Below are 26,194 nucleotides of genomic sequence, written 5' to 3'. Positions count from 1 at the left end.
GGGCTGACAATAAATCTTCGCAGAACCACATTTTTTTCTAAGAAGACGCTTGCATTTAGCGATCCGTCCGATTATCAACCGCCCATCGCCGCAGCAAGCGGCACACAAGGCAAGCACCCGTAGCTCAGCTGGATAGAGCACCAGACTACGAATCTGGGGGTCAGAGGTTCGAATCCTTTCGGGTGCGCCATTCTTCTCAAGACAATTCAGTGATTTATTTCGGCATTATGCCGAGCATGCTTATGCGTTGCTTCGCATATTTTCCGAATTGACTAATCCCAACCTAGTGAAGTTTTTGCTCTCTCCGCTATATGTGAGTCAGCATCAATTTTCTGCAATGGGATTTTTCTGATGAAGCATCACGCGCTTGTCTGGCTGCGTAACGATCTTCGAATCAATGACAATCCCGCACTGGATGCTGCCGTAGAGACAGGTGGCAATATTGTAGCGGTTTACATTCACGAGACTATCGCGGAGATACGTGTGCCCGGCGGCGCGGCGCAGTGGTGGCTGGATCAAAGTCTGGAAGCGATACGACGACAGTTGGCCGATCGTGGTATCGAACTGCTCATTGAAACCGGCGATCCAAGGGATATCCTTCCTCAGTTGATCGCGAAACTGGACATTACCGAACTATTCTGGAACCGTCGCTACGCACCGGCAGAGCGTGAACTTGATGCGAAACTGAAGGCGCTGTTCAAAGAGAGTGGGACCAGCGTAACGTCATTTACCGGCAATCTTCTACTCGAACCCTGGGAGCTAGGAACGGGGCACAACGCGCCCTATCAGGTCTTTACACCCTTTGCTAAGGCATTGCGTCTGCAACATGTGCCCCGCCCGCTTCCGCGAAGACAATGGAATGTTGAAATCACGCCAAGAGATGCGGTATCGCGCGATGCTCCATCATGGACAAAAAAGCTGCACGGTCTTTGGGAGATTGGAGAAGATGCAGCGCGAGGTTGCCTGACGCATTTTCTGGAGACCGTACTTCCGACTTACGCCGGGGATCGCGACATTCCCGGCATTGATGGAACCTCAAGACTTTCGCCTCATCTACGGTTCGGAGAAATCAGCGCTCGTCAGGCATGGCACGCCACGCTGGCGTTTATGGATGAGCACCATTCAGCACGCGCCGGTGGCGAAAAGTTCCTGTCTGAGCTGATCTGGCGCGATTTTAATTATCATCAGCTCTATCATCGCCGGGACATCAGCCAGTACGATATGCGTGAAACACTGTCCGGTATAAAATGGCGCAGCGACCCAACTGTTTTCAAAGCATGGCGCTACGGATTGACGGGCTTTCCCATCATCGATGCTGGCATGCGTCAGCTCTGGGCGACCGGATGGATGCACAATCGCGTGCGAATGCTTGTGGCATCTTTTCTTACCAAGAATCTGCTCATTGACTGGCGAAAAGGTGAAAAATGGTTCTGGGACACGCTCGTGGACGGGGACGCCGCCAGCAATCCGGGAAGTTGGCAGTGGGTGGCTGGCTGCGGCATGGATGCCGCGCCATATTTTCGGGTATTCAACCCGATCTTGCAGGGCGAAAAATTCGATGCCGACGGGCGTTATGTCCGGCATTGGGTACCGGAACTATCCAACTTGCCCGACAAATGGCTACACAAGCCATTTGAGGCGCCGAATGATGTACTTGCCGACGCCGGCCTTGTTCTAGGCAGCACTTATCCCAAGCCAATCATCGATTTGCGAACCTCGCAACATGAGGCTCGCAAACGGCTTAACAAACAACCATAGTTAGCGCGGTTCCAGCCCACCATTCTCAACGAGAAAATCGATAATCTCCGATACACCCTTACCGCGATAGAGGTCCGTGAACCCGAACGGACGCTTGCCGCGCATCCGAGCAGCGTCTCCCTGCATAACGTCGAGATCGACACGAACATGAGGAGCAAGATCGCTTTTGTTGATCACGAGAAAGTCTGACCGAGTGATACCAGGACCGCCTTTACGCGGAATTTCCTCGCCCTGACAAACAGAGATGACATAAAGCGTCAGATCGGCCAGATCAGGCGAGAACGTGGCTGCGAGATTGTCGCCGCCGGATTCGATGAAAACGATATCCAGGTCCGGAAACCGCCGGTTCATTTCCGCAATCGCCTGAAGATTGATGGAGGCATCCTCGCGGATTGCCGTATGCGGACATCCACCCGTTTCGACGCCCATGATCCGGTCTTCGGACAAAGCCTGGCAACGCGCCAGAATGAGGGCGTCTTCCTGTGTGTAAATATCATTGGTGATCACGGCGACCGAGTATTTATCACGTAGCGCTTTGCAAAGCTTTTCGGTCAGCGTGGTCTTTCCCGATCCCACCGGTCCACCAATACCGATGCGCAAGGGTCCGTTTTTCTTTGTCATGTGCGAAAAAGCCTCGAATGTTGGGTTTCGTGTTTCATGGCCATGATGTCGCTAATGTAAGTCGCAGACCCTAGGTCACTCAATGTTGTTTTTTCTATTCGCGCCGCAGTTTCGGCGAGAACCGGTTCCAGATCCGACATTGTTGCTGTCACGCCGTTCTGCCCCATCACAGAAAGACGGATCGATGCCTGCAAAAGATTGAAGCAAAAAGCTTGCAGAAAGGCCGCGAGTGTAAATCCAAGGGGCACTTTATTTGCGCCCGCGACAGCACCGACTGCCACCGGATAGGGGCAATCTTTCGGCAGGCGGTCGAAAACCGGACCGGGCCAACTTCTCGCCGCAGTCAGGAACGCACCGCCTTGCAGCATCGTTTCCATATGACGTTCACGCGAACCAGCCAATGCCTCGGCCAATTCAGCAACTTCAACAAGGTCGCCTTCAGCAACAGCACACCGCCAGCTTTCAGCGCAAAGCACGGCATCGTTCCACCCGGAGCCACGCGTTACAAGCCAGCCCAGCCAATCGCCCATGATGGCTATGTCTGTGACAAAGCCATCATGGGCGGCCCGCTCCAGTCCATGACTGTAGCTGAACGACCCCACCGGAAAGACTGGCGATAGCCAGGCCATCAACCGCAGCAAAGCGGTGGTGGTGTCAGTCGTGGTGGTGATGATGTTCATGCTCATGATCGTGCGTGTGATGACCATGATGATTTTCATGGTCACTGTGCGAATGGCCGCCAGAATAGGCCCCGCGCAGCGGACTGAAAATTGCCGTTACATCCATGACTGTCGCACCAAGCCCTTCAAGCATGGCCTTTATGACATGATCCCGAAGAATGAAGATACGATCAATCTCGATCTGAGCTGCGAGATGCCGATTGCCGATATGCCAGGCGAGTTCAGCTGTGTGAAGCGGATTACGCCCGCGGATTTCATAAAGTTCCTCGCTCGCAGCACGGATTTCAATCTCGCGCCCGTCATCAAGAACAAGCCGGTCGCCGTGCTCGAGCACAACCGGCTCTGCAAAATCGACGAGCACCTTCTCGCCGTCGTCCAGAACAATGGCTTTACGCCGCAGATGACGTTCATCGCGTTCAAGAACGGCATGACCGGCAGGCACGGCGTCGATCACCTTATCAGCACGGATAATGGCAGTGGCACGAAACATTTGTTTGCCTTTCAAGCTTAAAACATGAAGTAACGCTGCGCCATTGGCACGACGTCGACAGGCTCGCACGTGAGAAGTTCGCCATCCGCTCGTACTTCATACGTTTCCGGATCAACTTCCATTTGCGGCATCGCATTATTGAGGATCATGGAATGCTTGCCGATACCGCCTCTGGTATTGGCCACTGCAACCATCTGCTTGTCCACCCCAATCTTCTCTCGAAGACCTTCATCCATCGCAGCCTGCGAGACAAAGGTGATGGAGGTGTTGGTGCGTGCTTTCCCAAACGAGCCGAACATCGGACGGTAATGCATTGGTTGCGGCGTTGGAATCGAGCCATTCGGATCGCCCATTGGCGCAGTTGCGATCCAGCCACCAAGCAGCACCATTTCCGGCTTGATCCCGAAGAACGCAGGGTTCCACAAAACGAGATCAGCGCGCTTGCCCACTTCCACCGAACCGATTTCATGCGCCATGCCATGGGCGATAGCTGGATTGATGGTGTATTTTGCAACGTAGCGGCGAGCCCGGTAATTATCATTGCCTGGCTTGTCGTCGGGAAGACTGCCGCGTTGCTTCTTCATCTTGTCAGCGGTCTGCCAGCAGCGAATGATCATTTCACCGACACGGCCCATAGCCTGACTGTCGGAGGAAATGATGGAGAACGCCCCCATATCGTGCAGGATATCTTCTGCAGCGATTGTTTCCTTCCGGATGCGGCTTTCTGCAAAGGCAATGTCTTCAGGGATTGCCGGGGACAGGTGATGACACACCATCAGCATATCGAGATGCTCTGCAATCGTATTGACCGTGTAAGGCCGGGTCGGATTTGTCGAAGCTGGTAACACGTTCGGATACTGGCACACGCGAATAATATCCGGAGCGTGTCCGCCGCCAGCTCCCTCCGTATGGAAGGAATGGATCGTGCGTCCCTTGAAAGCGTCCAACGTATCCTCAACGAAGCCAGCTTCATTCAGCGTATCGGTATGGATCGCAACCTGAATATCGAACCGATCTGCGACTGAAAGGCAATTGTCGATCGCGGCTGGTGTCGAGCCCCAGTCCTCATGCAGCTTCAAACCGCAGGCGCCCGCGCGGATCATTTCTTCCAATGCGCCGGGCAGTGAAGCATTTCCCTTGCCGAACACGCCGATATTCATCGGCAGACCATCAAACGATTGAATGAGGCGAGCTATATGCCACGGCCCCGGCGTACACGTGGTTGCCAGCGTGCCATGGGCAGGTCCGGTACCGCCACCGACCATGCAGGTGATGCCTGCATTGAGTGCTTCATCCACCTGTTGCGGCGAGATGAAATGGATATGCGTATCAATACCGCCTGCGGTGAGGATCTTGCCCTCACCGGCGATAATCTCCGTTCCGGGTCCGATGATGATCGAAACACCCGGCTGCGTATCCGGATTTCCGGCCTTGCCAATCACCGAGATGCGCCCGTCGCGCAGTCCCACATCGGCCTTATAAATACCGGTATGATCAAGGATCAGGGCATTGGTAATAACTGTATCCATCGCGCCATCGGCGCGAGACAACTGGCTTTGCCCCATCCCATCGCGGATAACCTTACCTCCGCCGAATTTTACCTCTTCGCCGTAGGTGGTGAGATCCCGTTCGACTTCGATAAAAAGCTCCGTATCGGCAAGGCGCACCTTATCACCGACCGTCGGGCCGAACATCTGCGCATAGGTGGCGCGACTAATTCTGGCTGGCATGAAATGTCTCCGTCACCTTGTTCTAAAGCTTTCCCATGACCATCTGGCGAAATCCGTAGATCTCGCGCTTGCCGCCCACTGGAACCAATGTCACATCGCGCTCCTGGCCAGGTTCAAATCGCACGGCGGTACCCGCAGCAATGTCCAATCGCTGTCCAAGTGCCTTTTCTCGCTCAAAAGAAAGTGCCGCATTCACTTCATAAAAATGAAAATGGCTACCGACCTGGATCGGGCGGTCGCCGGTATTGGCGACCTTGATCGTGATAGTCGGTTGTCCCTGATTGAGTTCTACATCGCCGTCCTGCGTAATAATTTCGCCGGGGATCATGTCACACCTCACCCGACCATCAGCATCAGACCGCCAAGCGCCGTGGCGCCTCCAGCCAGGCGCAGAGCAACCCTGCCGTTCTTGCCTGTCATAATCCGTCCAGTTGCAAGGCCAATTCCCATACCAGTGGCGTGCAGCAGCACAGTGGCGAATGCAAATCCGGCTGCATAGGAAAGGAAGGTTGCACCTCCGATTTCTCCGCCGTGCGCGTGGCCATGAAAGAAGGCAAAGAAGCCAGCGATGATCGCTCCGACAACCGGTGAAACAGGGAGGGCGAGCGCGACCATAAGTCCGAGCACTACCACCGAAGCAAGAATAACCGGCTCAACGAAGGGCAAAGGCATGCCCAGAAGTGCCGCCACAAAGCCAAGCAGCATCACACTGACAAAAGCAGCCGGGACGACGACCAGAGCCCGTCCGCCAAGCATAGCAGCCCAAAGTCCCACCGCAACCATTGCCAGAATATGATCTGCGCCGGAGAGCGGATGTGTGAAGCCTGCCGCGAACGAGCCATGTTCGGCTGGATTAAGATGGGCAAAGGCAGGACTTGTGGTGAGCGCCATTGCACCTGCGGCAAGGACCGTAGTCTTCTTCATTATCGTACCTTTCAAAAAACAGGTTCACGTCGGCGAAACCTGAAAATCAGCGGATCGGCTCGTGAACCGTCACGAGCTTTGTGCCATCGGGAAATGTGGCTTCGACCTGAATGTCGTGGATCATTTCGGGCACACCATCCATCACCTGTTCTCGGGTGATAACGTGCGCACCTGCTTCCATAAGATCGGCAACGGTGCGCCCGTCGCGGGCACCCTCAACGACAAAATCGCTAATCAATGCGATAGTTTCCGGATGATTGAGTTTCACCCCACGCTCCAGGCGGCGGCGGGCAACCGTGGCGGCCATGGCGATCAAAAGCTTGTCTTTTTCCCTGGGCGTCAAGTTCATGACTTCGTTCCAAACTTCATACTTTCAAAGCGGCATTCATTCCGCTGGCGTTAAAAGCGGCGGTATTGCCGCGAACTTAAAATGTCCAAACTTTAGGCAGTCCTGCCTTGCCGTTAAGCAGGGCAAGCAATGGCCCCAGTCGTTTGCGCAACGTGTAACTATCCGGCGCGTAAAGCCGCATTATCAGCTTGGTCGCCGCGCCAACCTGCCAGAGGCTGGCACCACCCTCCTCCCCAATGATCCGCCGAGCAGCTTCCAGATGTTTCCCAGCTTCCCCTGAAATCAAAAGCACGGTGGCAACTGCAAAGGCCGCATCGGTCACTGGGCGAGCTTGCAATTCGGCCCCAACGTTTGGCCCCAGCCTAAATTCTTCGGCGTGCACAAGCCGCCCGCCTAACCGCATGCGCCAACGATCACTGAACGCTGCCTCATTAACCCGCTCGCCCATGGCAAGACGTCCGAAAATAGTCGCCTCCACCACCAGGATTTCCGCCCCTTCCTCCAACTCTACATCCAGCGTTCGTGACAACGCGGAGCGATTGAACAGAATGGTTTCCTGCGGAAGCCAAGCAAGACGCGTGCCTTTTGCCGCCTTCAAACGCGTGGCGACGCGCGCCTCGCCGCCGCCTGAGCGATAGATGCGCTCACAGGCTTGCGTGGTTACGACAGCCGAAGCGTTCTCGCCAAGCTCCACATCCCATCGCAATCGATCACCGCCTGTCAGCCCTCCTGATGTGTTAATCAGGATAGCTTCCAGCGGATCGCTTCCGACCTGCGGCATGCGGATCTTGGCCGCGCCTTCCTGGTAAAGCCTGGAAATGCGCGAACGCCCGTCCTTGAAATGTATCGAAAGCCCACCCAGCCCGTTGACGCGCTGCGAGGAGAGCTCCGCTAACTTATTGTTATTTATTATCATCTGCGCGAATCTCGTATAGCTCTTCTAAAGCAGATCCAGCCGCAGAATAAAGGGGGGGTGGGGTGCGGCAGGACGCCGCCACACCTCAAAAAGATTGAAAGAGTTTAATCAAAAGCCATCGCAATCCCACCCGAAGCGATGTTTCGGGTGGGATCTACAGATCAATTCTGTCGTCAAATACGCATTGGCGCCGGGCGCCGAACTGTCTTGCGATACAGATGCCAGGTCGCATGCCCGAGGATCGGTATTACCAATGCCAATCCGGCAAACATCGTGGCAAAACCCACAATTAGCATCGCGGTTACAATTGCCGCCCAAAGCAGCGATTCCAAGGGATTGCGTATGACGACACGCAACGATGTCGCAGTTGCCGCCGCTGCACCGCTATCCTGATCGAGCAGCATTGGAAAAGTGACAATCGTCGAACACAGAACAACGACTGCAAAAAGCAATCCGATCCCGCAGCCCATGAAGATCAAACTACGCCCTTCTTCACTCGATGATATCTGGTTCATCATCATCGAGAAGTTCTCGGGAGGCATCGGGCCGAAGTAGTGAATATAGAGGTTCTGGGCCACCAACAGCCATGCGACAAAGATTGCGAAGAGAAAAGCGCCGACAGCCAGGATAGAAGGCAATGCCGGAGAATGCGTCACATCAAGCGCGCGCTTCCACGACGTATCCAACTTCTCTTCGCGACGTCGGCTCATCTCATAAAGCGGCAACGCGGCAATCGGGCCGATCAAAGCAAAACCGGACATCAAAGGGAACAAAAGCGGCAGCGCGTTTGCGTTCGTGCTCCAATAGGTGATGAGCAAGCCTGCGAAGGGATATATGAGACAAAGAAAAACATAATGCGAAGGCTTTGCCCAGAAGTCGTCAAATCCCAGACGCAAGGCTTCAAATACATCCGTCATGCGGATGCGTCTAACTTCAGGGTAGAAGGTTGATTGGTCTCGTCCTGCAATAACATGAAACTGTGCCATGACGCTCCTCCTGCGGGTTAGGCAGTCCTGACGGCGAGGAGGCGGTCAGGACATGGCCTGCACGCAATTTCCGGCTTTTCGTACGGTCACCGAATAAATCTGTGTCCCGTGATGCCAATCCGCCGGGCTGAAGCCAGACGATCTGCCAATCAGTATACATCGAAAAGGTCGACTGCGAAAGAAAAGCGCTTTCCATAATGACCAGCATTCATGGGGACCGCTAGAAAACTGAATTTTTGGAATTCAATCAGAGGATAATGGTGCTGCGAGAGAGGATTGAACTCTCGACCTCTCCCTTACCAAGGGAGTGCTCTACCACTGAGCTACCGCAGCAATCTCTTGAGTGCGGCGGACTTCTGCCACATCATTACGCAAATCGCAAGCAAGCAATTGCATTTCTTTTCACATAATGTGGAAATCTGTCGGGCATGGATTTGAAAGCCGCTTTTCTGGCCCTTTTTCCCGTAGTAGAAGACCGACATGAGCGAAAATACGACCAGCAAAGAGAAACAAGCCCAATCGGACCAACGCAAAAAGCGTCGTGCCGAAGAATTGCGCGCGAATCTGATGCGCCGCAAAGCGCAATCGCGATCACGTCGCGCAGGTGAAGCAGATGAACGCAATGACGGTATCACTGCTGCCAGCGACGATACTGACTGAGAATCACAGCAACAAAGCCTTCCTTGAAGATAGGGGGGCTCTGCGGTAAAAGCTCATTTCTGTTCTTTGCAGCGATATCGTCCCATCGTGATTCGTCGTTGACGTAATTTGGCCGCAAGACTCGTAATTTCATGACGCAGCGCCACCGCGCCACAAGGGTTGCCGGATTTGGTGCAATTTTATCGGGCAAGGCATCGGCCCAGAAGGTGACACAGCATGGATCGCATCAAAATCGTCGGTGGCAACAAGCTCAACGGCATCATTCCAATCTCCGGCGCAAAAAACGCTGCCCTGCCGTTGATGATCGCCTCGCTTCTGACCGACGATACGTTGACGCTCGAAAATGTGCCGCATCTGGCCGACGTGGAGCAGTTGATCCGCATCCTCAGCAATCATGGTGTCGATTATTCGGTCAATGGCCGTCGCGAACACCAGAACGGCGCCTATTCGCGCACGATTCATTTTACCGCTCGCAATATTGTCGATACCACCGCTCCTTATGAGCTGGTGTCTAAAATGCGCGCAAGCTTCTGGGTGATAGGCCCGCTTCTGGCGCGCATGGGCGAAGCAACCGTGTCTCTGCCGGGCGGCTGCGCCATCGGTACGCGTCCGGTTGATCTGCTGCTCGATTGCCTTCAGGCACTGGGCGCAGAAATCGATATCGAAAACGGTTATGCCAAGGCGCGCGCGCCGACAGGTGGCCTTGTCGGCGGGCGGTATCGCTTCCCCAAGGTCTCGGTCGGTGCCACGCATGTCATGCTGATGGCCGCCGCTCTGGCCAAGGGTGAAACCATAATCGAGAACCCGGCACGCGAACCGGAAGTCGTCAATCTCGCCGACTGCCTCAATGCCATGGGCGCGAAGATCACCGGTGCCGGAACCGATACTATCTACATTGAAGGTGTTACCAGCCTGTCAGGCGCGCGCGTCCGCGTTATACCGGATCGTATTGAGGCCGGAACCTATGCCATGGCTGTCGCCATGACCGGGGGCGACGTACTCCTGGAAGGCGCACAGGAAAGCCAGCTTTCAGCCGCCCTCGATACGCTGCGGCAAGCTGGAGCTGAAATCACCGAGACCAATAGCGGTCTTCGCGTTGTCCGCAATGGCCATGGTATTCACCCTGTGGATATCACGACAGACCCGTTCCCCGGCTTCCCGACAGACTTGCAGGCTCAGTTCATGGGCCTGATGACCATGGCGAAGGGAACTTCACACATCACGGAAACCATTTTTGAGAATCGTTTCATGCACGTGCAGGAGCTGGCACGCCTTGGCGCAAAAATCTCCCTGTCCGGCCAGACTGCGACGGTCGAAGGCGTCGAGCGCCTGAAAGGCGCACAGGTGATGGCAACGGATCTCCGCGCTTCGGTGTCTCTTGTAATTGCGGGCCTTGCTGCCGAGGGCGAAACCACGGTCAACCGTGTGTACCATCTGGATCGCGGCTTCGAGCGTCTCGAAGAAAAACTGTCACGTTGCGGCGCGATAGTGGAACGTATCAGTGGTTGATATGACCGGGCCGGAGTGACATTCATTGCTCCGGCTTTTTCTTGCTTAACGTTTGAGATTCCAGTTGAAGGGCGACAGGCTTGAAAAGCCTGTCGATTTTTTTGTTTTGACATGCCAAGTTGATAACTGGCCAAGTGGGTAATTGATTTTCCGCCCGCCGGGAGCTGTTATTGACCGACAACGGAAAAGTGGTGCTGGAATATGGATATGTTGAAGCTTGTGGCGCTGGATGAGGAGGATTTACAGGTCCTGTCCGCTCATCTTCAGGACGCAGTCTTGAAAGTATCTGATCTCCAGTATCTCGGGAACGAGAAGCGTTTCGTTTTGACTGCAAACCGCTTTGTCTGGGAGGAAAGCAAGCCCAAATTCCTACGCAAGCCGCAATATCAACGCCGGAAAACGGCCCTGCACTTCAACCGTGTGATTGCGGCCAAGGCCACCGGAATTGACCGTCAGAAATCCGATGAAGTGCTTTCCCTGATGGCCATTCAGTTCACTGTAGGTGAAACACCTGCCGGAACAATAGAACTGACTTTTTCGACAAATGCGGCTATCCGTCTTGAAGTAGAATGTATCGAAGCGCAAATGACGGATCTCGGCGCGGCGTGGGAAACAGAATCACTTCCTCGCCATAATGTCTGAGAGAAGGTTATACCAAACCGTCTTTCGTCAGCCAGACGCCAGTCAGGCAAAGCATATTTGAAGGAATAGAAGCGTGGCCAAGACGCTCAGGCAAACCGATCCCGATTTCGAGAATAATTTCGTGGCATTTCTCGCCAGCAAGCGTGAGGCCTCTGAAGACGTTGACCGTGCAGCCCGCGAAATCGTTGATCGCGTGCGTCGCGAAGGCGACAGTGCACTCATCGACTATTCCCGTCGCCTTGATCGGATTGATCTCAATAGAACTGGAATTGCGGTCACTGAAGCTGAAATCAATGCCGCTTTCGATGCAGCTCCTGCCTCAACCATTGAGGCGTTGAAACTTGCTCACGAGCGCATCGAAAAACATCATGCGCGTCAGCTACCGAAAGATGACCGTTATACAGACGCGCTTGGCGTTGAGCTCGGCTCGCGCTGGACAGCCATTGAGGCTGTGGGGCTTTATGTTCCGGGAGGGACGGCAAGCTATCCCAGTTCTGTATTGATGAACGCCGTTCCTGCCAAGGTGGCAGGTGTGGAGCGCATCGTCATGGTGGTTCCGGCACCTGACGGCATCCTCAATCCACTGGTTCTGGTAGCAGCTCGTCTGGCGGGTGTTTCCGAAATCTACCGTGTCGGTGGTGCGCAAGCTATTGCTGCCCTCGCCTATGGCACCGAAACAATTCGACCGGTCGCCAAGATTGTCGGCCCCGGCAATGCCTATGTTGCGGCGGCTAAGCGTATCGTTTTCGGCACGGTTGGCATCGACATGATCGCCGGTCCGTCGGAAGTACTGGTCATTGCCGACAAAGACAACAATCCCGACTGGATCGCCGCCGACCTTCTTGCGCAAGCGGAGCACGATACTGCTGCACAGTCGATCCTCATGACCAACGATGAAGCTCTGGCGACAGCAGTGGAAGAAGCCGTCGAAAGGCAGCTCCGCAATCTGCCACGCGCACAGACTGCGGCCGCTAGCTGGCGTGATTTCGGTGCGATCATTCTGATCGATGATTTCGAAGCAGCCATTCCTCTTGCCAATCGCATTGCGGCCGAACATCTGGAAATCGCTACCGCCGACCCAGAAGCCTTGTTGCCAAAAATCCGCAATGCCGGATCGATTTTCATCGGTGGCTACACACCAGAAGTGATCGGTGATTATGTCGGCGGCTGCAACCATGTTCTGCCAACGGCACGCTCGGCGCGTTTTTCATCCGGCTTATCCGTTCTCGATTATATGAAGCGTACGTCGCTTCTCAAGCTCGGTCCTGATCAACTGCGTGTCCTCGGACCTGCTGCAATCGAGATCGCCCGTGCCGAAGGCCTCGATGCTCACGCGCAGTCTGTTGCCATCCGGTTGAATCTATGAGGTGACATGACTGCCGGTGTTCCAAATGCCCGCCTTGTTGACGTCGAGCTCGATGAGTCCATCGGGCGTTCGACGCCTGACGTCGAGCATGAACGCGCGGTGGCCATTTTTGATCTCATCGAAGAGAATTCTTTTCATCCCCTCGGAGACGATACGGGCGGGCCCTACCGGCTGAAGCTTTCGCTGATGGAATCGCGACTGATCTTCGCCATCGCACGAGAAACTGGTGAAGACGTCGCGACCCATATTCTCTCGCTCACGCCTTTGCGTCGTGTCGTACGGGATTATTTCATGATTTGCGAAAGCTATTATCAGGCGATCCGTTCAGCCACACCGAGCAAGATCGAAGCGATCGACATGGGTCGCCGTGGGCTGCACAATGAAGGATCACAAACGCTTCAGGCTCGGCTGAAGGGCAAGATCGAGGTTGACTTCAACACTGCACGGCGGCTCTTCACACTTGTTTGCGTTTTGCACTGGAGGGGCTGATCATCGATGGCCATCACCGATGTACCTCCCGTGACTGTTAGTGCCTATGACAACGAAGATCATAAACAGCGCTTGCCAACGTCGCTGCTTTTCGTCTGCGGTAAGAATGCAATTCGTTCACCAATGGCGGAACTACTTGCAAGACAGGCCTTGCCACCCAATATTTATGTAGCTTCCGCGGGTGTGAAACGGGGCGAACGCGATCCCTTTGTCGATGCTGTACTTCAAGAAGAAGGCTTATCGCTCGATAATAGGCAACCGCGTGGCCTTGAAGAACTTGCGGATGGTTATTTTGATTTGATCGTAACGCTAACACCGCTCGCTCACCATACGGTGCTTGAGCGAATGCGCGGTTTCTCGGTTGCTGTTGAATATTGGCCGACGCCGGACCCTACACTCGTGACGGGCAGCAGAAGCCAGATCATGGCGGCTTATCGCGATGTGCGTGATCGTCTGAAGCGGCAAATTACGCAGCGTTTTGACAAGAACGGTTCCGGCTAGTACGGAATCGACGGAACCGCTCTAACTATTTGTTTCGGCGCATTATCCTACGCAAAACCGCTTCGCACTTTTACTGGAATTGCTCCAGCATTAAGTTCGCGGAATTCCGTTGTTCACAAATGCCGCCTAATCATATAGGTTCCGCGCAAATTCCGACCTAAAGACCGCTCGAGAGCGGCATTTTATCAAAGAAAGAAACAGGTATCGCATGGCGAAAGAAGAAGTCCTAGAGTTTCCGGGTGTTGTTACGGAACTGCTGCCCAATGCTATGTTCCGTGTGAAGCTCGAAAACGAACATGAAATCATCGCTCATACGGCCGGTCGTATGCGCAAGAATCGCATTCGCGTTCTGGCCGGTGACAAAGTTCTGGTTGAGATGACCCCTTACGATCTAACCAAGGGCCGCATCACCTATCGCTTCAAGTAAGCAAACCGTCCCCGTTCCAGGAAATGTCTATTCGATGAGCGCGCAACACAAGCTGGTTCTTGCCTCCGGTTCTCCACGCAGGATCGAGCTTCTTGGGCAAGCAGGCATCGAACCGGACCATATCTATCCGGCCGATATAGATGAAACGCCGCAGCGCGCGGAACACCCGCGCTCGCTGGCGCGACGTCTGTCGCGGGAAAAGGCGCGCAAGGCACAGGAACAGCTCAAGGACGATGCAAGTTTCGCCGATGCGTTCATTCTTGCCGCCGACACGGTTGTAGCTGTTGGTCGTCGCATTCTTCCCAAGACCGAGATTGCCGACGAAGCAAGGGAGTGTTTGCGCCTGCTTTCCGGACGTACACATAAGGTCTTTACAGGTGTAAGCCTTGTCTTGCCCAACGGGAATTTACGTCAGACGCTGGTTGAAACACGGCTACGTTTCGAACGGCTATCTCGCCAGCAGATGGATGCTTATCTCTCGTCCGGTGAATGGCGAGGGAAAGCCGGCGGTTATGCTATCCAGGGACTGGCAGGTAGTTTCGTCGTGAAGCTCGTTGGCTCTTATACCAACGTGGTCGGATTACCGCTGCAGGAGACCATAAACCTGCTGAACGATGTCGACTATCCGGTTTACGCGAACTGGGATAGCGGGAAGGTCTGAAGAACAAGCATGAGCGACAAGAAGGACATATCAACAGCAGCGGGTGCACGCGTGACACCGTTGCGTCCTGCACGTCCCTGCCCGGAATGCGGAAAGCCTTCAGCGCGCGAATCCTACCCATTCTGTTCACCACGCTGTAAAAGCATTGATCTCAATCGCTGGCTGTCCGGTAGCTACGTACTGCCAGGAAAGCCGATTGACGAAGAGGAAGAACAAGGAAACTAGGCTCTCCGCAAAGCAGCTTCCTCCAATAAAATCAGCTATTTATCAAAGATGTGAGAAAAGCTGATAAAAATTGCGATACGGTGCTGGACAGCACGAAATTTAATGCTATAACCCACCCACTTCCGGCGGGAACCAACACCGCCTTGAACGAGCAAATCGCTTGTTACGGATGCCCGGATAGCTCAGTTGGTAGAGCAGCGGATTGAAAATCCGCGTGTCGGTGGTTCGAATCCGCCTCCGGGCACCATCTAATTTTCCATATACTTACATAGCTGTATATATTTTACCGGACCTTTTGTTTGTTAATCTATCAGCATGGCCGTCCGAAACGTTGACCTATTGGGTTTCCTCTGCAAGTACTTTAATCTCATAAGCTCCCGCCAAATTCTTCTCCAAGTGAGGAAATCTCCATGCTCTGGACCTTGTTCGGCATTCTTTCGGGTGCCTGCATCGCCATTCAGGCGCCGATCAATGCAGCTCTTGCGCGCGGACTTGGTTCCCCACCGACTGCCGCTGCGATTTCGTTTCTGGCAGGCGCGGTCATTCTCGCCATCGTCTCGGCCATAACCGCAAAGGCGACCGGCAACCTTCCGTCGTTCAACGTGCCCGCAGGCTGGCTGTTCGTCGCGGGCGGTGCGCTGGGCTGCATCTATGTCACCGCATCGATCCTGCTGACACCACGCATCGGTGCCGCCGCCGTCATGGGTCTTGCCGTGGCCGGTCAGCTTATGGCCGGATTGCTGGCCGACCGTATCGGCTTCATGGGCGTTGCGGTGCGAGAGATCACCGCAGGTCGCGTTGCGGGAGCCGTATTACTGCTCACCGGCGCGTTGATGATCCGCTTCCTTTAGGATCTGGAAAAGAGAAAAGCCGCACTTTTCAGCGCGGCTTTTCTGCATTTTAGAACGATGGCGTTCAGCCCTTGAACGTATAGTCTGCAATCGACTGCGGCTTCATCTCGATGGAGAAGCCCGGCAGCGATGGCGGCATATAGGCCGCGTTCTTGATGACGCATGGGTCGATGAAATGCTCGTGCAGATGATCGACATATTCGATCACACGGCCTTCCTTGGTGCCGGAAACGGCCACATAGTCGATCATCGACAGATGCTGCACATATTCGCACAGGCCCACACCGCCCGCATGCGGCCAGACCGGCTTGCCGAACTTGGCAGCCATCAGCAGCACGGCCAGAACTTCGTTCAGACCACCCATGCGGCACGAATCGATCTGGACGATGTCGATGGCGCCTTCCGCGATGAGCTGCTTGAACATGATGCGGTTCTGGCACATTTCGCCGGTCGCGACTTTCACATCGCCAATGGCTTCGCGAATCTTGCGATGGCCTGCCACATCGTCCGGGCTGGTCGGCTCTTCAATGAAGAATGGCTTCGAGAAGGCCAGCTTGTTGACCCATTCGATCGCCTGATCGACTTCCCAGACCTGATTGGCGTCGATCATCAGATAGCGGTCGGGACCAATCACTTCGCGCGCGATGGTCAGGCGGCGGATATCGTCTTCGAGATCGCGGCCGACCTTCATCTTGACGTGGTGGAAACCCTCATCAATGGCTTCCTGGCAAAGACGGCGCAGCTTGTCGTCGTCATAGCCGAGCCAGCCAGCCGACGTCGTATAGCAGGCATAGCCTTCCGCTTCGAGCGTGGCGATGCGCTCAGCCTTGCCCGCTTCCGCCTTGCGCAGGATCGCGACGGCTTCGTCGCGCGTCAGCGCATCGGTGAGATAGCGATAATCGACAATGTCGGCGATTTCTTCCGACGACATGTCGGCAACGAGCCGCCATACCGGCTTGCCCGCCTGCTTTGCAGCCAGGTCCCAGAAGGCGTTGACGACAGCGCCGGTGGCAAGATGCATCGCACCCTTGTCCGGGCCGATCCAGCGCAGCTGGCTGTCGCCGGTCAGGTAACGCCAGAACTTGCCGGGGGCCGCGAGGAAATCATCCATCGAGGCACCCACGACCAGATGACGCATGGCGAGAATCGCCTGACAGCAAATGTCGTTGCCGCGTCCGATGGTGAAGGTAAGGCCGTGGCCCTTCAGCGACGCATCATCCGTATCGAGGATGACATAGGCCGCCGAATAATCCGGGTCCGGGTTCATGGCATCCGAGCCGTCCAGACTTTGCGAAGTCGGGAAACGCAGATCGAAGACGCGCAGGTCAGTGATTTTCGTCATGATATATCCGTGATCAGGGCATGATCCCAAAACATGGGAATGGTTTCGGGATCATGCGTAAACAAAGCCTAGATGTCAGCGCGCACGTTCTGCTTCTGCGTGCCGAGGCCTTCGATGCCGAGTTCGACGACATCGCCGGCCTTGAGGTAGCGAGGCGGCTTCATGCCCATGCCGACGCCGGGAGGCGTACCGGTGGAGATGATGTCGCCCGGCTGCAGGGACATGAACTGCGAGAGATAGGAAACGAGGTGGCGAACGCCGTAGACCATGGTCTTGGTCGAGCCGTCCTGCATGGTTTCACCATTGAGGGTGAGCCACATTTTCAGGTTCTGCGGGTCGGCGACTTCGTCCTTCGTCACCAGCCATGGGCCAGTCGGGCCGAACGTGTCGCAAGACTTGCCCTTGGTCCACTGACCGGCGCGCTCGATCTGGAAAGCGCGTTCGGAAACGTCATGCAGCGTGCAGTAACCGGCGACATAATCCAGCGCATCGTCTTCCGACACGTATTTCGCGGTCTTGCCGATGACAATGCCGAGCTCGACTTCCCAGTCGGTCTTTTCCGAGCCGCGCGGGATGAGAACGTCGTCATTCGGGCCGACGATGGCCGAGGTGGCCTTCATGAAGATGACCGGCTCAGGCGGCACAGCCATGCCGGATTCGGCAGCGTGGTCGGCATAGTTGAGGCCGATGCAGATGAACTTGCCGGTGCCTGCAACGCACGGGCCGAGGCGCGGATTGCCTTCAACCTTCGGCAGCGAATTGATGTCGATTGCGCCAAGCTTGGCCAGCGCATCGGGGGTCAGAGCCGCACCGGAAAGGTCGCTTACATGGGCGGAAAGATCGCGGATCGCACCATCGGCATCGAGAATGCCCGGCTTTTCCTGACCGGCTTCACCGTAACGAAGAAATTTCATGAGTTTGCTCCTTTTAGGGGATGAAAGAGAGGGCGCTAGGACTAAATCGTCCAGCCGCCATCAATGTTGTACGCCTGACCTGTGGTGTAGGTCGCGCCAGCGAGATAAACGGCAAGATCAGCGATTTCTTCCGGCTGGCCGATGCGGCCAATCGGCTGGCGGGCGATGAACGCCGCGCGCTGCTCTTCGTAATCGCCCTGCGAACGCAGACGGTCCTGCAAGGACGGGCTTTCGACCGTGCCGGGGCAGATCGCGTTGCAGCGGATGCCCTTGGCGACATAATCGGCGGCGACAGCCTTGGTGAGACCGATAACGGCAGCCTTGGTGACGCCATAGGCGAAACGGTTCGGCACGCCCTTCACACTCGAGGCGACGGAAGCCATGTTGACGATGGCACCGTCCTTGCGCTCCAGCATGCCCGGCAGTACGGCGCGGATGGTGCGGATCATCGCCTTGATGTTGAGATTGACGGCGAAGTCGAGGTCTTCGTCCTTCATTTCGAGGATGGAGCCGCCATGAACGACGCCTGCGCAGTTGAACAGGATGTCCACCTGGCCGATTTCGGCGACAAGCGCGTTCACTTCCGCCTCGTCAAGCACATTGAGCTTGCGGGTGATGATGCCGTTGACGCCTTCGATTTCCTTGAGGGCATCGGTGTTGATGTCGGTCGCATAGACCTTGGCGCCCGCTTCCGCGAAGGCCAGCGCGCTGGCGCGGCCAATGCCTTGTGCTGCGGCTGTCACCAGCGCGGTTTTTCCATCAAAGCGTATCGTCATTTTCAAGCCTTCCGTTCGACAAGCAGGATGTGGTCGCAAGCGAGCACCACTTCATCCCGCTGATTAAGCACTTCGCAACGTTCCGTCACGCGTCCCATCGTGGCGCGCTTGGGGTCATCTTCCTTCGCACTGATCGTAACCCGCGTGCGGATCGTATCTCCGATATGCACCGGACGAATAAACCGCAAGCGATCATAACCATAGGAAAAAGCAACCGGATTGATCAACGTCGCCGTCAGGCCGACGCCGATGGCAAAAATCATGGTGCCATGCGCAATGCGCTGGCCGCCCGGCAAGGTCTTGGCGAATTCCGCATCCATATGATGCGGGAAAAAGTCGCCCGTATGCCCGGCATGGACCACGAAATCCGTTTCGGTAATGGTGCGGCCCGTGGTGAGGCGCACATGGTTCATTTCATAATCTTCGTAGTAGATTTTCTGTTCGGCCATGGTCAGCCCTCCGGTTTTGCGGCAAGCGGCGTGGCGGGTGCTGCGCTCGACTGATAGGCGGCCTCGACAAGCGCCATGGTGTGCCAGGCATCTTCGACCGAGCCGACGAGTTCAGCATCTTCGCCAGTCGCGAAACGCTGCAACTGCGCCATGCGGTTGAGGAAAGCGTCCGGGAACCATGCACCTTCAAGCGGCACGGAAACCCAGTCGTCACCGCCCTTGGGCTTGATCCAGAGCTCGTCCGGCTCACCGCGCGGATAGTCGAGATTGACGCCCAGTTTCACATAGGCCGCACCTTCAGTCCCACAGATGCGGAACTCGCAGGCCTGAAACTTGCGGCCGAAATCATGATCGTGATTGACCGACAGCACGCAGCGAACGCGGTCGCCATAATCGAGAATTGCGGCGGTGCGGGTCTGGGCCACGTCGTGGTTCGGATGACCAATGGTCCTGGCGTGAACACCGAGCGGATTGCCGAGCAGACCGCGCACGAAATCCAGATAATGGATTGAATGCATGGCGATTTCGATGCGCGGCAGACCTTTCAGGAAAGGCCACAGACCCCATGGCGTGGCAAGCGCCAGCCATGCGTCGAAATCCACCACTTCGCCAAGCAGGCCCTTATCGACGGCATCGTAAAGCGCGAGCATCATCGGCGCGAAACGAAGCTGGAAATTCACCGCCGCTTTCAGATTGCGCGCGCGGCAGACCTTCAGGATTTCCGTCGCGCTAGCCAAGTCGCTGCCCATCGGCTTCTGGATCAGAACGGCTGAACCTTCCGGCAATTGCGACAGGATTTTCGCATGGGCCGATGGCGGCGTCGCCAGATCGAAGATCGCGCCTTCGACGGCAATCGCTTCCTCAGCGCTGGCATAAGCCTTGACGCCCCACTGGTCGGCAAGTTCCCGCGCCTTGTCCAGATTGGGATCGAAAATGCCTGCAACCGGAAAGCCGCCCTTCTTGTAGGCGGGCAGATGCGCGTCGCCGACAATGCTGCCCGCGCCGAAGATCACGATGGGCTTCGGCGCGGACGGCTTTGCCCACCACTGGCGCAGCGTCTTCGGATCGAAAGCCTCAGTCATGATGGAACACCTCTTCCATCATCGCCCACCACTCGCCCTCTTTGCGGGTTTCGAGCGGCTTCTGGCACGGCATGCAGACGGACCACCATTCCTGATTTTTCGGGTTATCGGCCATCTTCTTCATGTCGGCCTCAAAGTCGGTGCCGACATATTCCCATGTGCCGAACAACAGGTTTTCCGGCTCTTTGAGAAAGATCGTATAGTTTGTGATGTTGCATTCCGAGATGAGCGCCAGAATTTCCGGCCACACGGCAGCGTGCAGCTTCTTATAGTCTGCGATCTTTTCCGCATTGAGCCCTATCACCATGCCCATGCGCTGTTTTACGGGCGTGGTCATGCGGCCTCCACAATCTCGCAGGTGAATTCCGAGATTGACCGGGCACGCACCGCGTCCCAATCCCACTCGATACCAATGCCCGGCTCAGACGGCGCGATGGCGTGACCATCACGGATTTCCATACCCTTGGTGGTCAGTTCATCGAGCTGCGGGATATATTCGACATAACGGCCGTTCTGCACAGCACAAGTAAGGCTCACATGCAGTTCCATCAGGAAGTGCGGGCAAACCGGAATATCGAAGGCTTCCGCCGCATGTGCCACTTTCAGCCATGGCGTGATGCCGCCGATGCGCGCCACATCCACCTGCACGATGGAGCATGCGCCCTTCTGCATATATTCGCGGAAATGACGGATCGAATAGATCGATTCACCCACCGCAATCGGCGTCGGGGTGGAGCGCGTCAGGCGGATATGGCCGTCGAGATCGTCAGCCGGAATCGGCTCTTCGATCCAAGCCAGATCAAGCTCCTTCAGGCGCTCGGCACGACGAATGGCTTCGTCCACCGTAAAGCCCTGATTGCAATCGGTCATGATTTCGAAGCCGTCACCAACGGCTGCACGAACAGCCGAAAGACGCGCATAATCTTCCGAACCATGTGGCTTGCCGATCTTCACCTTAGAACCGGAGAACCCCTTGGCTTTGGCTTGCAGAGCATCCTCGACCAGCGCTTCTTTCTCGATATGCAGCCAGCCGCCTTCGGTCGTATAAAGCGGGCAGCGATCCTTGGCACCGCCAGCGAGTTTCCAAAGTGGCAGGTTCTGCTTTTTTGCCCGCAAGTCCCAAAGTGCCGTATCAATGGCCGCCAGCGCCAAGGCGGTAATCGCGCCGATGGTTGTGGCGTGCGTCGCAAATTCCAGCTTGCGCCAGATGGCTTCGATGCAATCGGCTTCCTCACCGATGATCAGCGGCACGAGATGGTCGCTCAACAGGCGCATGACGGACGAACCGCCGGTGCCGATGGTGTAGCTATAACCCGTACCCACCGCACCATCACTATCGGTGATGGTGACAATCGGCGTTTCCTGGCTGACGAAGCTCTGGATTGCATCGGTGCGCTTGACCTTCGGCTGAAGGTCAACCATGCGTAGTTCAACTTTTTCAATACGTGCCATGATCAGACTGCCAAAGTCTTGCCGCTTGCCACATCGAACAGATGCGCCTGCGACAGATCGAGTTGCATGGTGATGGTTTCGCCCGGCTGCAGGTGACGCGGGTTCAGCATGCGCGCCACCCACTCCTTGCCGGCGAATTCCACGAAAACCAGCGTTTCATTGCCGAGCGGCTCGGTAATCGAAACGCGCATGTCCTTCTCAAACACGGCGTCACTGGTGGAAATGCCATGACCTTTCGGGAAGACATCATCCGGACGCAGACCGAATGTTACCTTGGAGCCATCCTTGGCCTTGCCCTGGAACTGTGCAGGCAGCGGCAGGCGGTCGCCATTGGCGAAGACCAGATCGCCGCCCGTTGCCGTCGCCTCGCCCATATTCATCGGCGGGGAGCCGATGAAACCGGCAACGAACTGCGTCGCCGGACGCTTGAAGACTTCATCCGGGGTTCCGGCCTGCTCGATATGGCCATCGCGCATGATGACGATGCGGTCGGCAAGCGTCATGGCTTCGACCTGATCATGCGTCACGTAAACGACCGTGGACTGCACCTTGGCGTGCAGCTTCTTGATTTCGGTGCGCATCTGGGTGCGCAGCTTGGCATCAAGATTCGACAGCGGTTCGTCGAACAGGAACACTTCCGGATTGCGCACGATGGCGCGACCCATGGCAACGCGCTGGCGCTGGCCGCCGGAGAGCTGCGCCGGGCGGCGCTCCATCAGCGCTTCGAGGCCGAGAATGGCCGAGGCTTCATTGACGCGGCGGTCGATGTCCGCCTGCGGCTGCTTGGCGATCTTCAGCGAGAAACCCATGTTTTCGCGCACCGACATATGCGGATAAAGCGCATAGGACTGGAACACCATCGAGATGTTGCGGTCGCGCGGCGGCAGATCGTTCACCACCTTGCCGCCGATTTCCAGCGTGCCATCGGTGATGGATTCCAGACCCGCGATCATGCGCAGCGTCGTGGACTTGCCGCAGCCGGACGGACCGACGAGCGCGACGAACTCCTTGTCCGCGATTTCGAGATTGATGCCATGCACGACGCCGATATTGCCGTAGCGCTTGACGAGATTTTTGATGGAAAGCTGGGCCATTGCTATATCAACCTTTAACCGCGCCGAACGTCAGACCAGCAACGAGGTGTTTCTGGACGATGAATGTGAGGGTCAGCGCCGGAATAATCATCACGACCGCCAGCGCGCACATGCCGCGCCAGTCGATGGTGAATTCAGCGGTGTAATCGAGAAGACCGACAGGAAGGGTCTTGGAATTGACGGAACGGGTGAGCTGGGATGCCAGTGCATATTCGTTCCACGAGGTGAGGAAGGCAAAGATGCCTGCCGTCGCAATGCCGGGACCGGCCAGCGGAAACTCCACCTGCCAGAAAGCCTGCCAGCGCGTGCAGCCGTCGATCTGTGCTGCTTCGGCCAGGTCCTTCGGCACCTGACGGAAGAAACCGTCGATCAGCCAGATCGTGAACGGCACATTCAGTGCCACATAGGTCAGGATGAGGCCGAAATGCGTGTCGATGATGCCAACGCGGGAAAACACCATGAAGAGCGGCAGCGAAAGCGCAATGCCCGGCACCGAACGCGTCAGCATGAGGCCGATGAAGGTTGTAGACTTGCCCCAGAAGCGGAAGCGCGCAAAGGCATAGCCGCCCGATACGCCGACGATCAGCGCAATCACAGTCGAGGTGACCGAAATGATGAGCGAGTTGCGGAAATAATCCCAGACCGGAATGCCCCCCGCGCCCGCGCCCGAGAACATAGCGCGATAGGCTTCCAGCGTGATTTCCTGCGGGATCCAGACCGGCGGCTTTGCCATGATTTCGACCGGCGGACGCAGCGAGGACAGCACGATCCACAGGCCCGGCAGGCAGATGACGGTCATCGCCAGAAACAGGCCGATGAGGTAGGCGACTTTCTTGACGCGACGCAGCAGGCGATGCTGATCATTAGAGAGGGTTTTGGAAGCCATGATTACCACTCCGCTCCAATTTGCGCGCGTGCGGCTGCAAGCTTGCGGAAGAACATTACGGTGAAGAGGATCGAGAGCAGGATCGCGACATAGGCCATGGCATTGGCCAAGCCCATCTGCGCATCCGAATAGGCGGTGCGCCCGACCAGCGTCCAGATCAGCTCGGTTCGCCGTGCCGGGCCACCATCGGTCATGATCTTCACGATGTCATAGGCACGCGCCACATCGAGCGAACGAATGGTCATTGCGATAAAGGCAAATGGCATAAGATAAGGCCAGATGACATAGCAGAATGTCTGCCATGGCGTACAGCCGTCAACGCGCGCCGCTTCAACCGGGTCCTGCGGCATGGACAGAAGACCGCCCAGAATGAGGATTGCGAATACCGAGGTCGACATCCAGACTTCTGCGAGCAAAATCGCAAACAGCGCCAGATTACCGTCGATCAGCCATGGAATAGCGTTGTGGGTAATGCCAAGCGACTGGAGCGCATTGTTCACCAGACCGATATTGTCATTGAACATGAACTTGAACTGGAAGCCGACAAGCACCGGCGAAAACATCATCGGGAACATCATCAGCGTGCGCAAAACGCGCTGGCCATGGGTGGCCTTATTGATGAGCAGCGCCAGACCAAGGCCGAGCAGCATTTCCAGATTGAGCGCGATGGTGAGGAAGATCACCGTACGGATGAATGCAGCCCAGAACACCCAATCGCTCATGATGCGCTGATAATTGCGCAGGCCGATGAAGGTGAACAGGCTGTCAGGGCGCGTCAGCCGGAATGGCGTGAAGCTTGAATAAAGCGAAAGCGCGAGGGGAAACAGGACCACCGCCGCGAGAATGATGAAGGCCGGAAGCAGAAGCAGTACCGGCGGGGAAATTCGTTTAAACATTGTTCTTCCGAAGCGGCGGACCACAGCACCGGCCTAAAAATCGAAATCGATTTTTGAAAAGCACGATGCGTAGATTCAATAGTTTAGAGCGTCCTTTATGTGTCCAATTGGATGCATGGCACTCTAAGGGGAAAACCTGTCAAAATGGCCCGCCAGTCGGTTTCCCAAAGGCGGGCCATAGAGTTACCAAGCGAAATCAGAGTTCGCCTGCATCCTCGAGGATCTGCGTTGCTTTCTTGGCTGCATCGTCAAGCGCCTGCTGCGAAGTCTTGTCGCCAAGGATCGCGGCCTGAAGCTCAGGATAGACAGCGTTTGAAATTTCGATCCAGGATGGTGTCTGAGGAACCGGGAAAGCGGTCTTTGCCGTTTCCTGGAATACCGAGAGCACTTCCTTCTTGTATGGATCGGAAGCAGCCTGTTCGATGACATAATCCCAGACAGCGGTACGGGTTGGCAGCGTGCCGGCAGCCGATTCCTGCTTCTGCGAATCCTCATTGGTCAGGAACCAGACGAGCGAAGCAGCAGCTTCCTTGGTGCCGCAGGATTCAGTGACCGAGAAGCCGTGATGACCCGACCAGCCGGTGCGCTTGCCCGATGAACCTGCAGGTGGAGGAACGATCCCGACATTGCCTGCGACTTTCGACGACTTTGGATCGTTGAAATAGGTCGCCCAGCCTGGCCAATCCAAGTTGATTGCGATGGTGCCCGATGCAAAGCCAGCGCCCAGCTCATCCCAGAGATAGTTTGTCGTGCCGGCAGGAACTGCCTTGGCCTTGTAGAGATTGACAAACCAATCGAGCGCACGGACACCGGCTTCCGAATTGAAAGCTGGCTTGCCGTCCTTGAGATATTCACCGCCTTCAGCAACGAGCATTTCATAGAAGCGGCCATTGATGGCTTCTTCCTTGCCCGCAAACTGTGTGCCGTAGAAATTCGGTGGATCAGCAAAGAACACAGCCTGATCGGAAACTTCTTTCCAGGTCTTTGGTGGTGCCAGATCGTAGCCGTATTTTTCCTTGAAAGCGGTCTTCTTGGCATCATCTTCGTACAGGCTCTTCTGATAGTAGAGCGCCGAGACGTCGAACTGCGCGCGTGGCAGCATGACCAGCTTGTCGTTAAGCGTCGAAGCCTTGATCACTGACGGCACGAAACCTTCGATTTCTTCCTTTGGAAGCAAACCGTTCAGGTCGGCGTAGAGATCAGGATATTGCGGCGCAAAGGACGAGTGGTTGGAACCAACGCACCAGTTGATCGAACCCGAAGCGATGTCCGACTTGATTTCCTTGTCCAGTTCGAAGTGGTTCTTCTTGGACAGGATGTTGACCTTGGCACCAGTCGCCTTTTCCCATTCAGCAATGCGCGAATAAAGCGCTTCATATTGCTGACCGCCAATGAGCTTGGCGTCAATTGTGACGCCTTCAAATTTGCCCGGAAGTTCCGCAGCCCCCGCAGAAACCATCCCTGCAGCCAGCAGCACAGAACCTGCCAGTACAGATGTCGTGAAATGCCTCATGCTTC

The 26,194-nt window shown here is 56.0% G+C and carries 31 protein-coding genes and 3 tRNA genes; 13 read left to right on the top strand and 21 right to left on the bottom strand.

All coding sequences use genetic code 11. The features are described 5' to 3' along the window. Window positions 1–113 precede the first annotated feature (113 nt). Window positions 114–190, top strand: a tRNA-Arg gene (locus CQZ93_RS01420). A 161-nt stretch (window positions 191–351) separates the two neighbouring features. Further along, complete coding sequence (locus tag CQZ93_RS01415) at window positions 352–1,758, top strand: cryptochrome/photolyase family protein (protein ID WP_105540994.1); 1,407 nt, start codon at window positions 352–354, stop codon at window positions 1,756–1,758. On the opposite strand, the gene ureG is transcribed toward CQZ93_RS01415, so the two are convergent. From ureG to CQZ93_RS01365, 10 genes are all read right to left on the bottom strand, one after another. Next, window positions 1,759–2,379, bottom strand: coding sequence for an urease accessory protein UreG (gene ureG, locus CQZ93_RS01410; RefSeq protein ID WP_105540993.1), 621 nt, complete (start codon window positions 2,377–2,379; stop codon window positions 1,759–1,761). Further along, window positions 2,376–3,059, bottom strand: coding sequence for an urease accessory protein UreF (locus CQZ93_RS01405; protein ID WP_105540992.1), 684 nt, complete (start codon window positions 3,057–3,059; stop codon window positions 2,376–2,378). Before CQZ93_RS01405 ends, ureG begins: the two co-directional genes overlap by 4 nt. Further along, window positions 3,034–3,549, bottom strand: coding sequence for an urease accessory protein UreE (gene ureE / locus CQZ93_RS01400; protein WP_105540991.1), 516 nt, complete (start codon window positions 3,547–3,549; stop codon window positions 3,034–3,036). The genes CQZ93_RS01405 and ureE overlap by 26 nt, the downstream gene beginning before the upstream one ends. Window positions 3,550–3,566: 17 nt before the next feature. Further along, window positions 3,567–5,279, bottom strand: coding sequence for an urease subunit alpha (ureC, locus tag CQZ93_RS01395; RefSeq protein WP_105540990.1), 1,713 nt, complete (start codon window positions 5,277–5,279; stop codon window positions 3,567–3,569). A gap of 22 nt (window positions 5,280–5,301) precedes the next feature. After that, window positions 5,302–5,607, bottom strand: a complete 306-nt coding sequence (locus CQZ93_RS01390) for an urease subunit beta (RefSeq protein WP_105540989.1) — start codon at window positions 5,605–5,607, stop codon at window positions 5,302–5,304. 8 nt (window positions 5,608–5,615) lie between these two features. Further along, the gene (locus CQZ93_RS01385) at window positions 5,616–6,203 is read right to left on the bottom strand and encodes a HupE/UreJ family protein (protein ID WP_105540988.1); all 588 of its coding nucleotides are present in this window, start codon (window positions 6,201–6,203) and stop codon (window positions 5,616–5,618) included. A 46-nt stretch (window positions 6,204–6,249) separates the two neighbouring features. Further along, on the bottom strand, window positions 6,250–6,552 hold the full coding sequence (locus CQZ93_RS01380; RefSeq protein ID WP_105540987.1) for an urease subunit gamma: 303 nt from the start codon (window positions 6,550–6,552) through the stop codon (window positions 6,250–6,252). A 76-nt stretch (window positions 6,553–6,628) separates the two neighbouring features. Further along, the gene (locus CQZ93_RS01375; protein WP_105540986.1) at window positions 6,629–7,468 is read right to left on the bottom strand and encodes an urease accessory protein UreD; all 840 of its coding nucleotides are present in this window, start codon (window positions 7,466–7,468) and stop codon (window positions 6,629–6,631) included. 173 nt (window positions 7,469–7,641) lie between these two features. Next, on the bottom strand, window positions 7,642–8,454 hold the full coding sequence (locus CQZ93_RS01370; RefSeq protein ID WP_105540985.1) for a DUF2189 domain-containing protein: 813 nt from the start codon (window positions 8,452–8,454) through the stop codon (window positions 7,642–7,644). Between the two features lie 258 nt (window positions 8,455–8,712). Next, window positions 8,713–8,787, bottom strand: a tRNA-Thr gene (locus CQZ93_RS01365). Window positions 8,788–8,934: 147 nt separating this feature from the next. Here CQZ93_RS01365 and CQZ93_RS01360 point away from each other — a divergent pair. The 11 genes from CQZ93_RS01360 to CQZ93_RS01310 all read left to right on the top strand — a co-directional run bounded on the left by CQZ93_RS01360 (window position 8,935) and on the right by CQZ93_RS01310 (window position 15,785). Beyond that, window positions 8,935–9,114 carry a hypothetical protein gene (locus CQZ93_RS01360; protein WP_105540984.1) on the top strand — a complete coding sequence of 60 codons (180 nt, stop codon included), beginning with the start codon at window positions 8,935–8,937 and terminating at the stop codon, window positions 9,112–9,114. A gap of 216 nt (window positions 9,115–9,330) precedes the next feature. Continuing rightward, entirely contained in the window at window positions 9,331–10,623 is a 1,293-nt protein-coding gene (murA, locus tag CQZ93_RS01355; protein ID WP_105540983.1) for a UDP-N-acetylglucosamine 1-carboxyvinyltransferase, read from the top strand. A gap of 201 nt (window positions 10,624–10,824) precedes the next feature. After that, entirely contained in the window at window positions 10,825–11,265 is a 441-nt protein-coding gene (locus CQZ93_RS01350; RefSeq protein WP_105540982.1) for a DUF2948 family protein, read from the top strand. Window positions 11,266–11,338: 73 nt separating this feature from the next. Next, window positions 11,339–12,631, top strand: coding sequence for a histidinol dehydrogenase (gene hisD / locus CQZ93_RS01345; protein WP_105540981.1), 1,293 nt, complete (start codon window positions 11,339–11,341; stop codon window positions 12,629–12,631). A 6-nt stretch (window positions 12,632–12,637) separates the two neighbouring features. Beyond that, complete coding sequence (locus tag CQZ93_RS01340; protein ID WP_105540980.1) at window positions 12,638–13,120, top strand: UPF0262 family protein; 483 nt, start codon at window positions 12,638–12,640, stop codon at window positions 13,118–13,120. A gap of 6 nt (window positions 13,121–13,126) precedes the next feature. After that, entirely contained in the window at window positions 13,127–13,621 is a 495-nt protein-coding gene (locus CQZ93_RS01335; RefSeq protein ID WP_286151673.1) for an arsenate-mycothiol transferase ArsC, read from the top strand. A 208-nt stretch (window positions 13,622–13,829) separates the two neighbouring features. After that, entirely contained in the window at window positions 13,830–14,048 is a 219-nt protein-coding gene (infA, locus tag CQZ93_RS01330) for a translation initiation factor IF-1 (protein ID WP_002965531.1), read from the top strand. 34 nt (window positions 14,049–14,082) lie between these two features. Beyond that, window positions 14,083–14,709: a Maf-like protein gene (locus CQZ93_RS01325; protein WP_105540979.1), complete on the top strand. Its 627-nt coding sequence runs from the start codon at window positions 14,083–14,085 to the stop codon at window positions 14,707–14,709. Window positions 14,710–14,718: 9 nt separating this feature from the next. Beyond that, on the top strand, window positions 14,719–14,934 hold the full coding sequence (gene yacG / locus CQZ93_RS01320; RefSeq protein ID WP_105540978.1) for a DNA gyrase inhibitor YacG: 216 nt from the start codon (window positions 14,719–14,721) through the stop codon (window positions 14,932–14,934). Between the two features lie 171 nt (window positions 14,935–15,105). Beyond that, window positions 15,106–15,181: transfer RNA gene (locus CQZ93_RS01315), tRNA-Phe, on the top strand. A 163-nt stretch (window positions 15,182–15,344) separates the two neighbouring features. Then, on the top strand, window positions 15,345–15,785 hold the full coding sequence (locus tag CQZ93_RS01310) for a DMT family transporter (RefSeq protein WP_105540977.1): 441 nt from the start codon (window positions 15,345–15,347) through the stop codon (window positions 15,783–15,785). 64 nt (window positions 15,786–15,849) lie between these two features. Here CQZ93_RS01310 and CQZ93_RS01305 read toward each other — a convergent pair whose 3' ends face one another. The 11 genes from CQZ93_RS01305 to CQZ93_RS01255 form a co-directional block, all read right to left on the bottom strand. After that, window positions 15,850–17,127: an L-fuconate dehydratase gene (locus tag CQZ93_RS01305; protein WP_105540976.1), complete on the bottom strand. Its 1,278-nt coding sequence runs from the start codon at window positions 17,125–17,127 to the stop codon at window positions 15,850–15,852. Between the two features lie 68 nt (window positions 17,128–17,195). Next, a complete protein-coding gene (locus CQZ93_RS01300) occupies window positions 17,196–18,041 on the bottom strand; it encodes a fumarylacetoacetate hydrolase family protein (protein WP_105540975.1) in 846 nt (281 codons plus the stop codon). Window positions 18,042–18,082: 41 nt separating this feature from the next. Further along, window positions 18,083–18,817 (bottom strand): SDR family oxidoreductase, encoded by a 735-nt coding sequence (locus CQZ93_RS01295; RefSeq protein WP_105540974.1) that lies wholly within the window; start codon window positions 18,815–18,817, stop codon window positions 18,083–18,085. Window positions 18,818–18,819: 2 nt separating this feature from the next. Continuing rightward, window positions 18,820–19,266 (bottom strand): MaoC/PaaZ C-terminal domain-containing protein, encoded by a 447-nt coding sequence (locus CQZ93_RS01290; RefSeq protein WP_078337859.1) that lies wholly within the window; start codon window positions 19,264–19,266, stop codon window positions 18,820–18,822. A 2-nt stretch (window positions 19,267–19,268) separates the two neighbouring features. Next, window positions 19,269–20,348: a Gfo/Idh/MocA family protein gene (locus tag CQZ93_RS01285; RefSeq protein WP_105540973.1), complete on the bottom strand. Its 1,080-nt coding sequence runs from the start codon at window positions 20,346–20,348 to the stop codon at window positions 19,269–19,271. Next, window positions 20,341–20,685, bottom strand: a complete 345-nt coding sequence (locus CQZ93_RS01280) for an L-rhamnose mutarotase (protein ID WP_105540972.1) — start codon at window positions 20,683–20,685, stop codon at window positions 20,341–20,343. The genes CQZ93_RS01285 and CQZ93_RS01280 overlap by 8 nt, the downstream gene beginning before the upstream one ends. Beyond that, entirely contained in the window at window positions 20,682–21,800 is a 1,119-nt protein-coding gene (locus CQZ93_RS01275; RefSeq protein ID WP_105540971.1) for a mandelate racemase/muconate lactonizing enzyme family protein, read from the bottom strand. The genes CQZ93_RS01280 and CQZ93_RS01275 overlap by 4 nt, the downstream gene beginning before the upstream one ends. Window positions 21,801–21,802: 2 nt before the next feature. Then, on the bottom strand, window positions 21,803–22,894 hold the full coding sequence (locus CQZ93_RS01270; protein WP_105540970.1) for an ABC transporter ATP-binding protein: 1,092 nt from the start codon (window positions 22,892–22,894) through the stop codon (window positions 21,803–21,805). A 7-nt stretch (window positions 22,895–22,901) separates the two neighbouring features. Continuing rightward, window positions 22,902–23,780: a carbohydrate ABC transporter permease gene (locus CQZ93_RS01265; protein WP_105540969.1), complete on the bottom strand. Its 879-nt coding sequence runs from the start codon at window positions 23,778–23,780 to the stop codon at window positions 22,902–22,904. Between the two features lie 2 nt (window positions 23,781–23,782). Then, on the bottom strand, window positions 23,783–24,676 hold the full coding sequence (locus CQZ93_RS01260) for a carbohydrate ABC transporter permease (protein WP_105540968.1): 894 nt from the start codon (window positions 24,674–24,676) through the stop codon (window positions 23,783–23,785). Between the two features lie 196 nt (window positions 24,677–24,872). Continuing rightward, the gene (locus tag CQZ93_RS01255; protein ID WP_105540967.1) at window positions 24,873–26,189 is read right to left on the bottom strand and encodes an ABC transporter substrate-binding protein; all 1,317 of its coding nucleotides are present in this window, start codon (window positions 26,187–26,189) and stop codon (window positions 24,873–24,875) included. Between the last annotated feature and the right edge of the window lie 5 nt (window positions 26,190–26,194).

This window comes from Ochrobactrum vermis (assembly GCF_002975205.1).
Classification (GTDB): domain Bacteria; phylum Pseudomonadota; class Alphaproteobacteria; order Rhizobiales; family Rhizobiaceae; genus Brucella; species Brucella vermis.
The sequence above is the reverse complement of the archived record's forward strand: the minus strand, read 5'-3'. Positions and strand labels throughout refer to the sequence as shown.

Excerpts from the sequence above, each read along its gene's own strand:
- CQZ93_RS01415 (WP_105540994.1), top strand. The coding sequence starts at position 352 with ATGAAGCATCACGCGCTTGTCTGGCTGCGTAACGATCTTCGAATCAAT.
- ureG (WP_105540993.1), bottom strand. The coding sequence starts at position 2,379 with ATGACAAAGAAAAACGGACCCTTGCGCATCGGTATTGGTGGACCGGTG.
- CQZ93_RS01405 (WP_105540992.1), bottom strand. The coding sequence starts at position 3,059 with ATGAACATCATCACCACCACGACTGACACCACCACCGCTTTGCTGCGG.
- ureE (WP_105540991.1), bottom strand. The coding sequence starts at position 3,549 with ATGTTTCGTGCCACTGCCATTATCCGTGCTGATAAGGTGATCGACGCC.
- ureC (WP_105540990.1), bottom strand. The coding sequence starts at position 5,279 with ATGCCAGCCAGAATTAGTCGCGCCACCTATGCGCAGATGTTCGGCCCG.
- CQZ93_RS01390 (WP_105540989.1), bottom strand. The coding sequence starts at position 5,607 with ATGATCCCCGGCGAAATTATTACGCAGGACGGCGATGTAGAACTCAAT.
- CQZ93_RS01385 (WP_105540988.1), bottom strand. The coding sequence starts at position 6,203 with ATGAAGAAGACTACGGTCCTTGCCGCAGGTGCAATGGCGCTCACCACA.
- CQZ93_RS01380 (WP_105540987.1), bottom strand. The coding sequence starts at position 6,552 with ATGAACTTGACGCCCAGGGAAAAAGACAAGCTTTTGATCGCCATGGCC.
- CQZ93_RS01375 (WP_105540986.1), bottom strand. The coding sequence starts at position 7,468 with ATGATAATAAATAACAATAAGTTAGCGGAGCTCTCCTCGCAGCGCGTC.
- CQZ93_RS01370 (WP_105540985.1), bottom strand. The coding sequence starts at position 8,454 with ATGGCACAGTTTCATGTTATTGCAGGACGAGACCAATCAACCTTCTAC.
- CQZ93_RS01360 (WP_105540984.1), top strand. The coding sequence starts at position 8,935 with ATGAGCGAAAATACGACCAGCAAAGAGAAACAAGCCCAATCGGACCAA.
- murA (WP_105540983.1), top strand. The coding sequence starts at position 9,331 with ATGGATCGCATCAAAATCGTCGGTGGCAACAAGCTCAACGGCATCATT.
- CQZ93_RS01350 (WP_105540982.1), top strand. The coding sequence starts at position 10,825 with ATGGATATGTTGAAGCTTGTGGCGCTGGATGAGGAGGATTTACAGGTC.
- CQZ93_RS01340 (WP_105540980.1), top strand. The coding sequence starts at position 12,638 with ATGACTGCCGGTGTTCCAAATGCCCGCCTTGTTGACGTCGAGCTCGAT.
- CQZ93_RS01335 (WP_286151673.1), top strand. The coding sequence starts at position 13,127 with ATGGCCATCACCGATGTACCTCCCGTGACTGTTAGTGCCTATGACAAC.
- infA (WP_002965531.1), top strand. The coding sequence starts at position 13,830 with ATGGCGAAAGAAGAAGTCCTAGAGTTTCCGGGTGTTGTTACGGAACTG.
- CQZ93_RS01325 (WP_105540979.1), top strand. The coding sequence starts at position 14,083 with ATGAGCGCGCAACACAAGCTGGTTCTTGCCTCCGGTTCTCCACGCAGG.
- yacG (WP_105540978.1), top strand. The coding sequence starts at position 14,719 with ATGAGCGACAAGAAGGACATATCAACAGCAGCGGGTGCACGCGTGACA.
- CQZ93_RS01310 (WP_105540977.1), top strand. The coding sequence starts at position 15,345 with ATGCTCTGGACCTTGTTCGGCATTCTTTCGGGTGCCTGCATCGCCATT.
- CQZ93_RS01305 (WP_105540976.1), bottom strand. The coding sequence starts at position 17,127 with ATGACGAAAATCACTGACCTGCGCGTCTTCGATCTGCGTTTCCCGACT.
- CQZ93_RS01300 (WP_105540975.1), bottom strand. The coding sequence starts at position 18,041 with ATGAAATTTCTTCGTTACGGTGAAGCCGGTCAGGAAAAGCCGGGCATT.
- CQZ93_RS01295 (WP_105540974.1), bottom strand. The coding sequence starts at position 18,817 with ATGACGATACGCTTTGATGGAAAAACCGCGCTGGTGACAGCCGCAGCA.
- CQZ93_RS01290 (WP_078337859.1), bottom strand. The coding sequence starts at position 19,266 with ATGGCCGAACAGAAAATCTACTACGAAGATTATGAAATGAACCATGTG.
- CQZ93_RS01285 (WP_105540973.1), bottom strand. The coding sequence starts at position 20,348 with ATGACTGAGGCTTTCGATCCGAAGACGCTGCGCCAGTGGTGGGCAAAG.
- CQZ93_RS01280 (WP_105540972.1), bottom strand. The coding sequence starts at position 20,685 with ATGACCACGCCCGTAAAACAGCGCATGGGCATGGTGATAGGGCTCAAT.
- CQZ93_RS01275 (WP_105540971.1), bottom strand. The coding sequence starts at position 21,800 with ATGGCACGTATTGAAAAAGTTGAACTACGCATGGTTGACCTTCAGCCG.
- CQZ93_RS01270 (WP_105540970.1), bottom strand. The coding sequence starts at position 22,894 with ATGGCCCAGCTTTCCATCAAAAATCTCGTCAAGCGCTACGGCAATATC.
- CQZ93_RS01265 (WP_105540969.1), bottom strand. The coding sequence starts at position 23,780 with ATGGCTTCCAAAACCCTCTCTAATGATCAGCATCGCCTGCTGCGTCGC.
- CQZ93_RS01260 (WP_105540968.1), bottom strand. The coding sequence starts at position 24,676 with ATGTTTAAACGAATTTCCCCGCCGGTACTGCTTCTGCTTCCGGCCTTC.
- CQZ93_RS01255 (WP_105540967.1), bottom strand. The coding sequence starts at position 26,189 with ATGAGGCATTTCACGACATCTGTACTGGCAGGTTCTGTGCTGCTGGCT.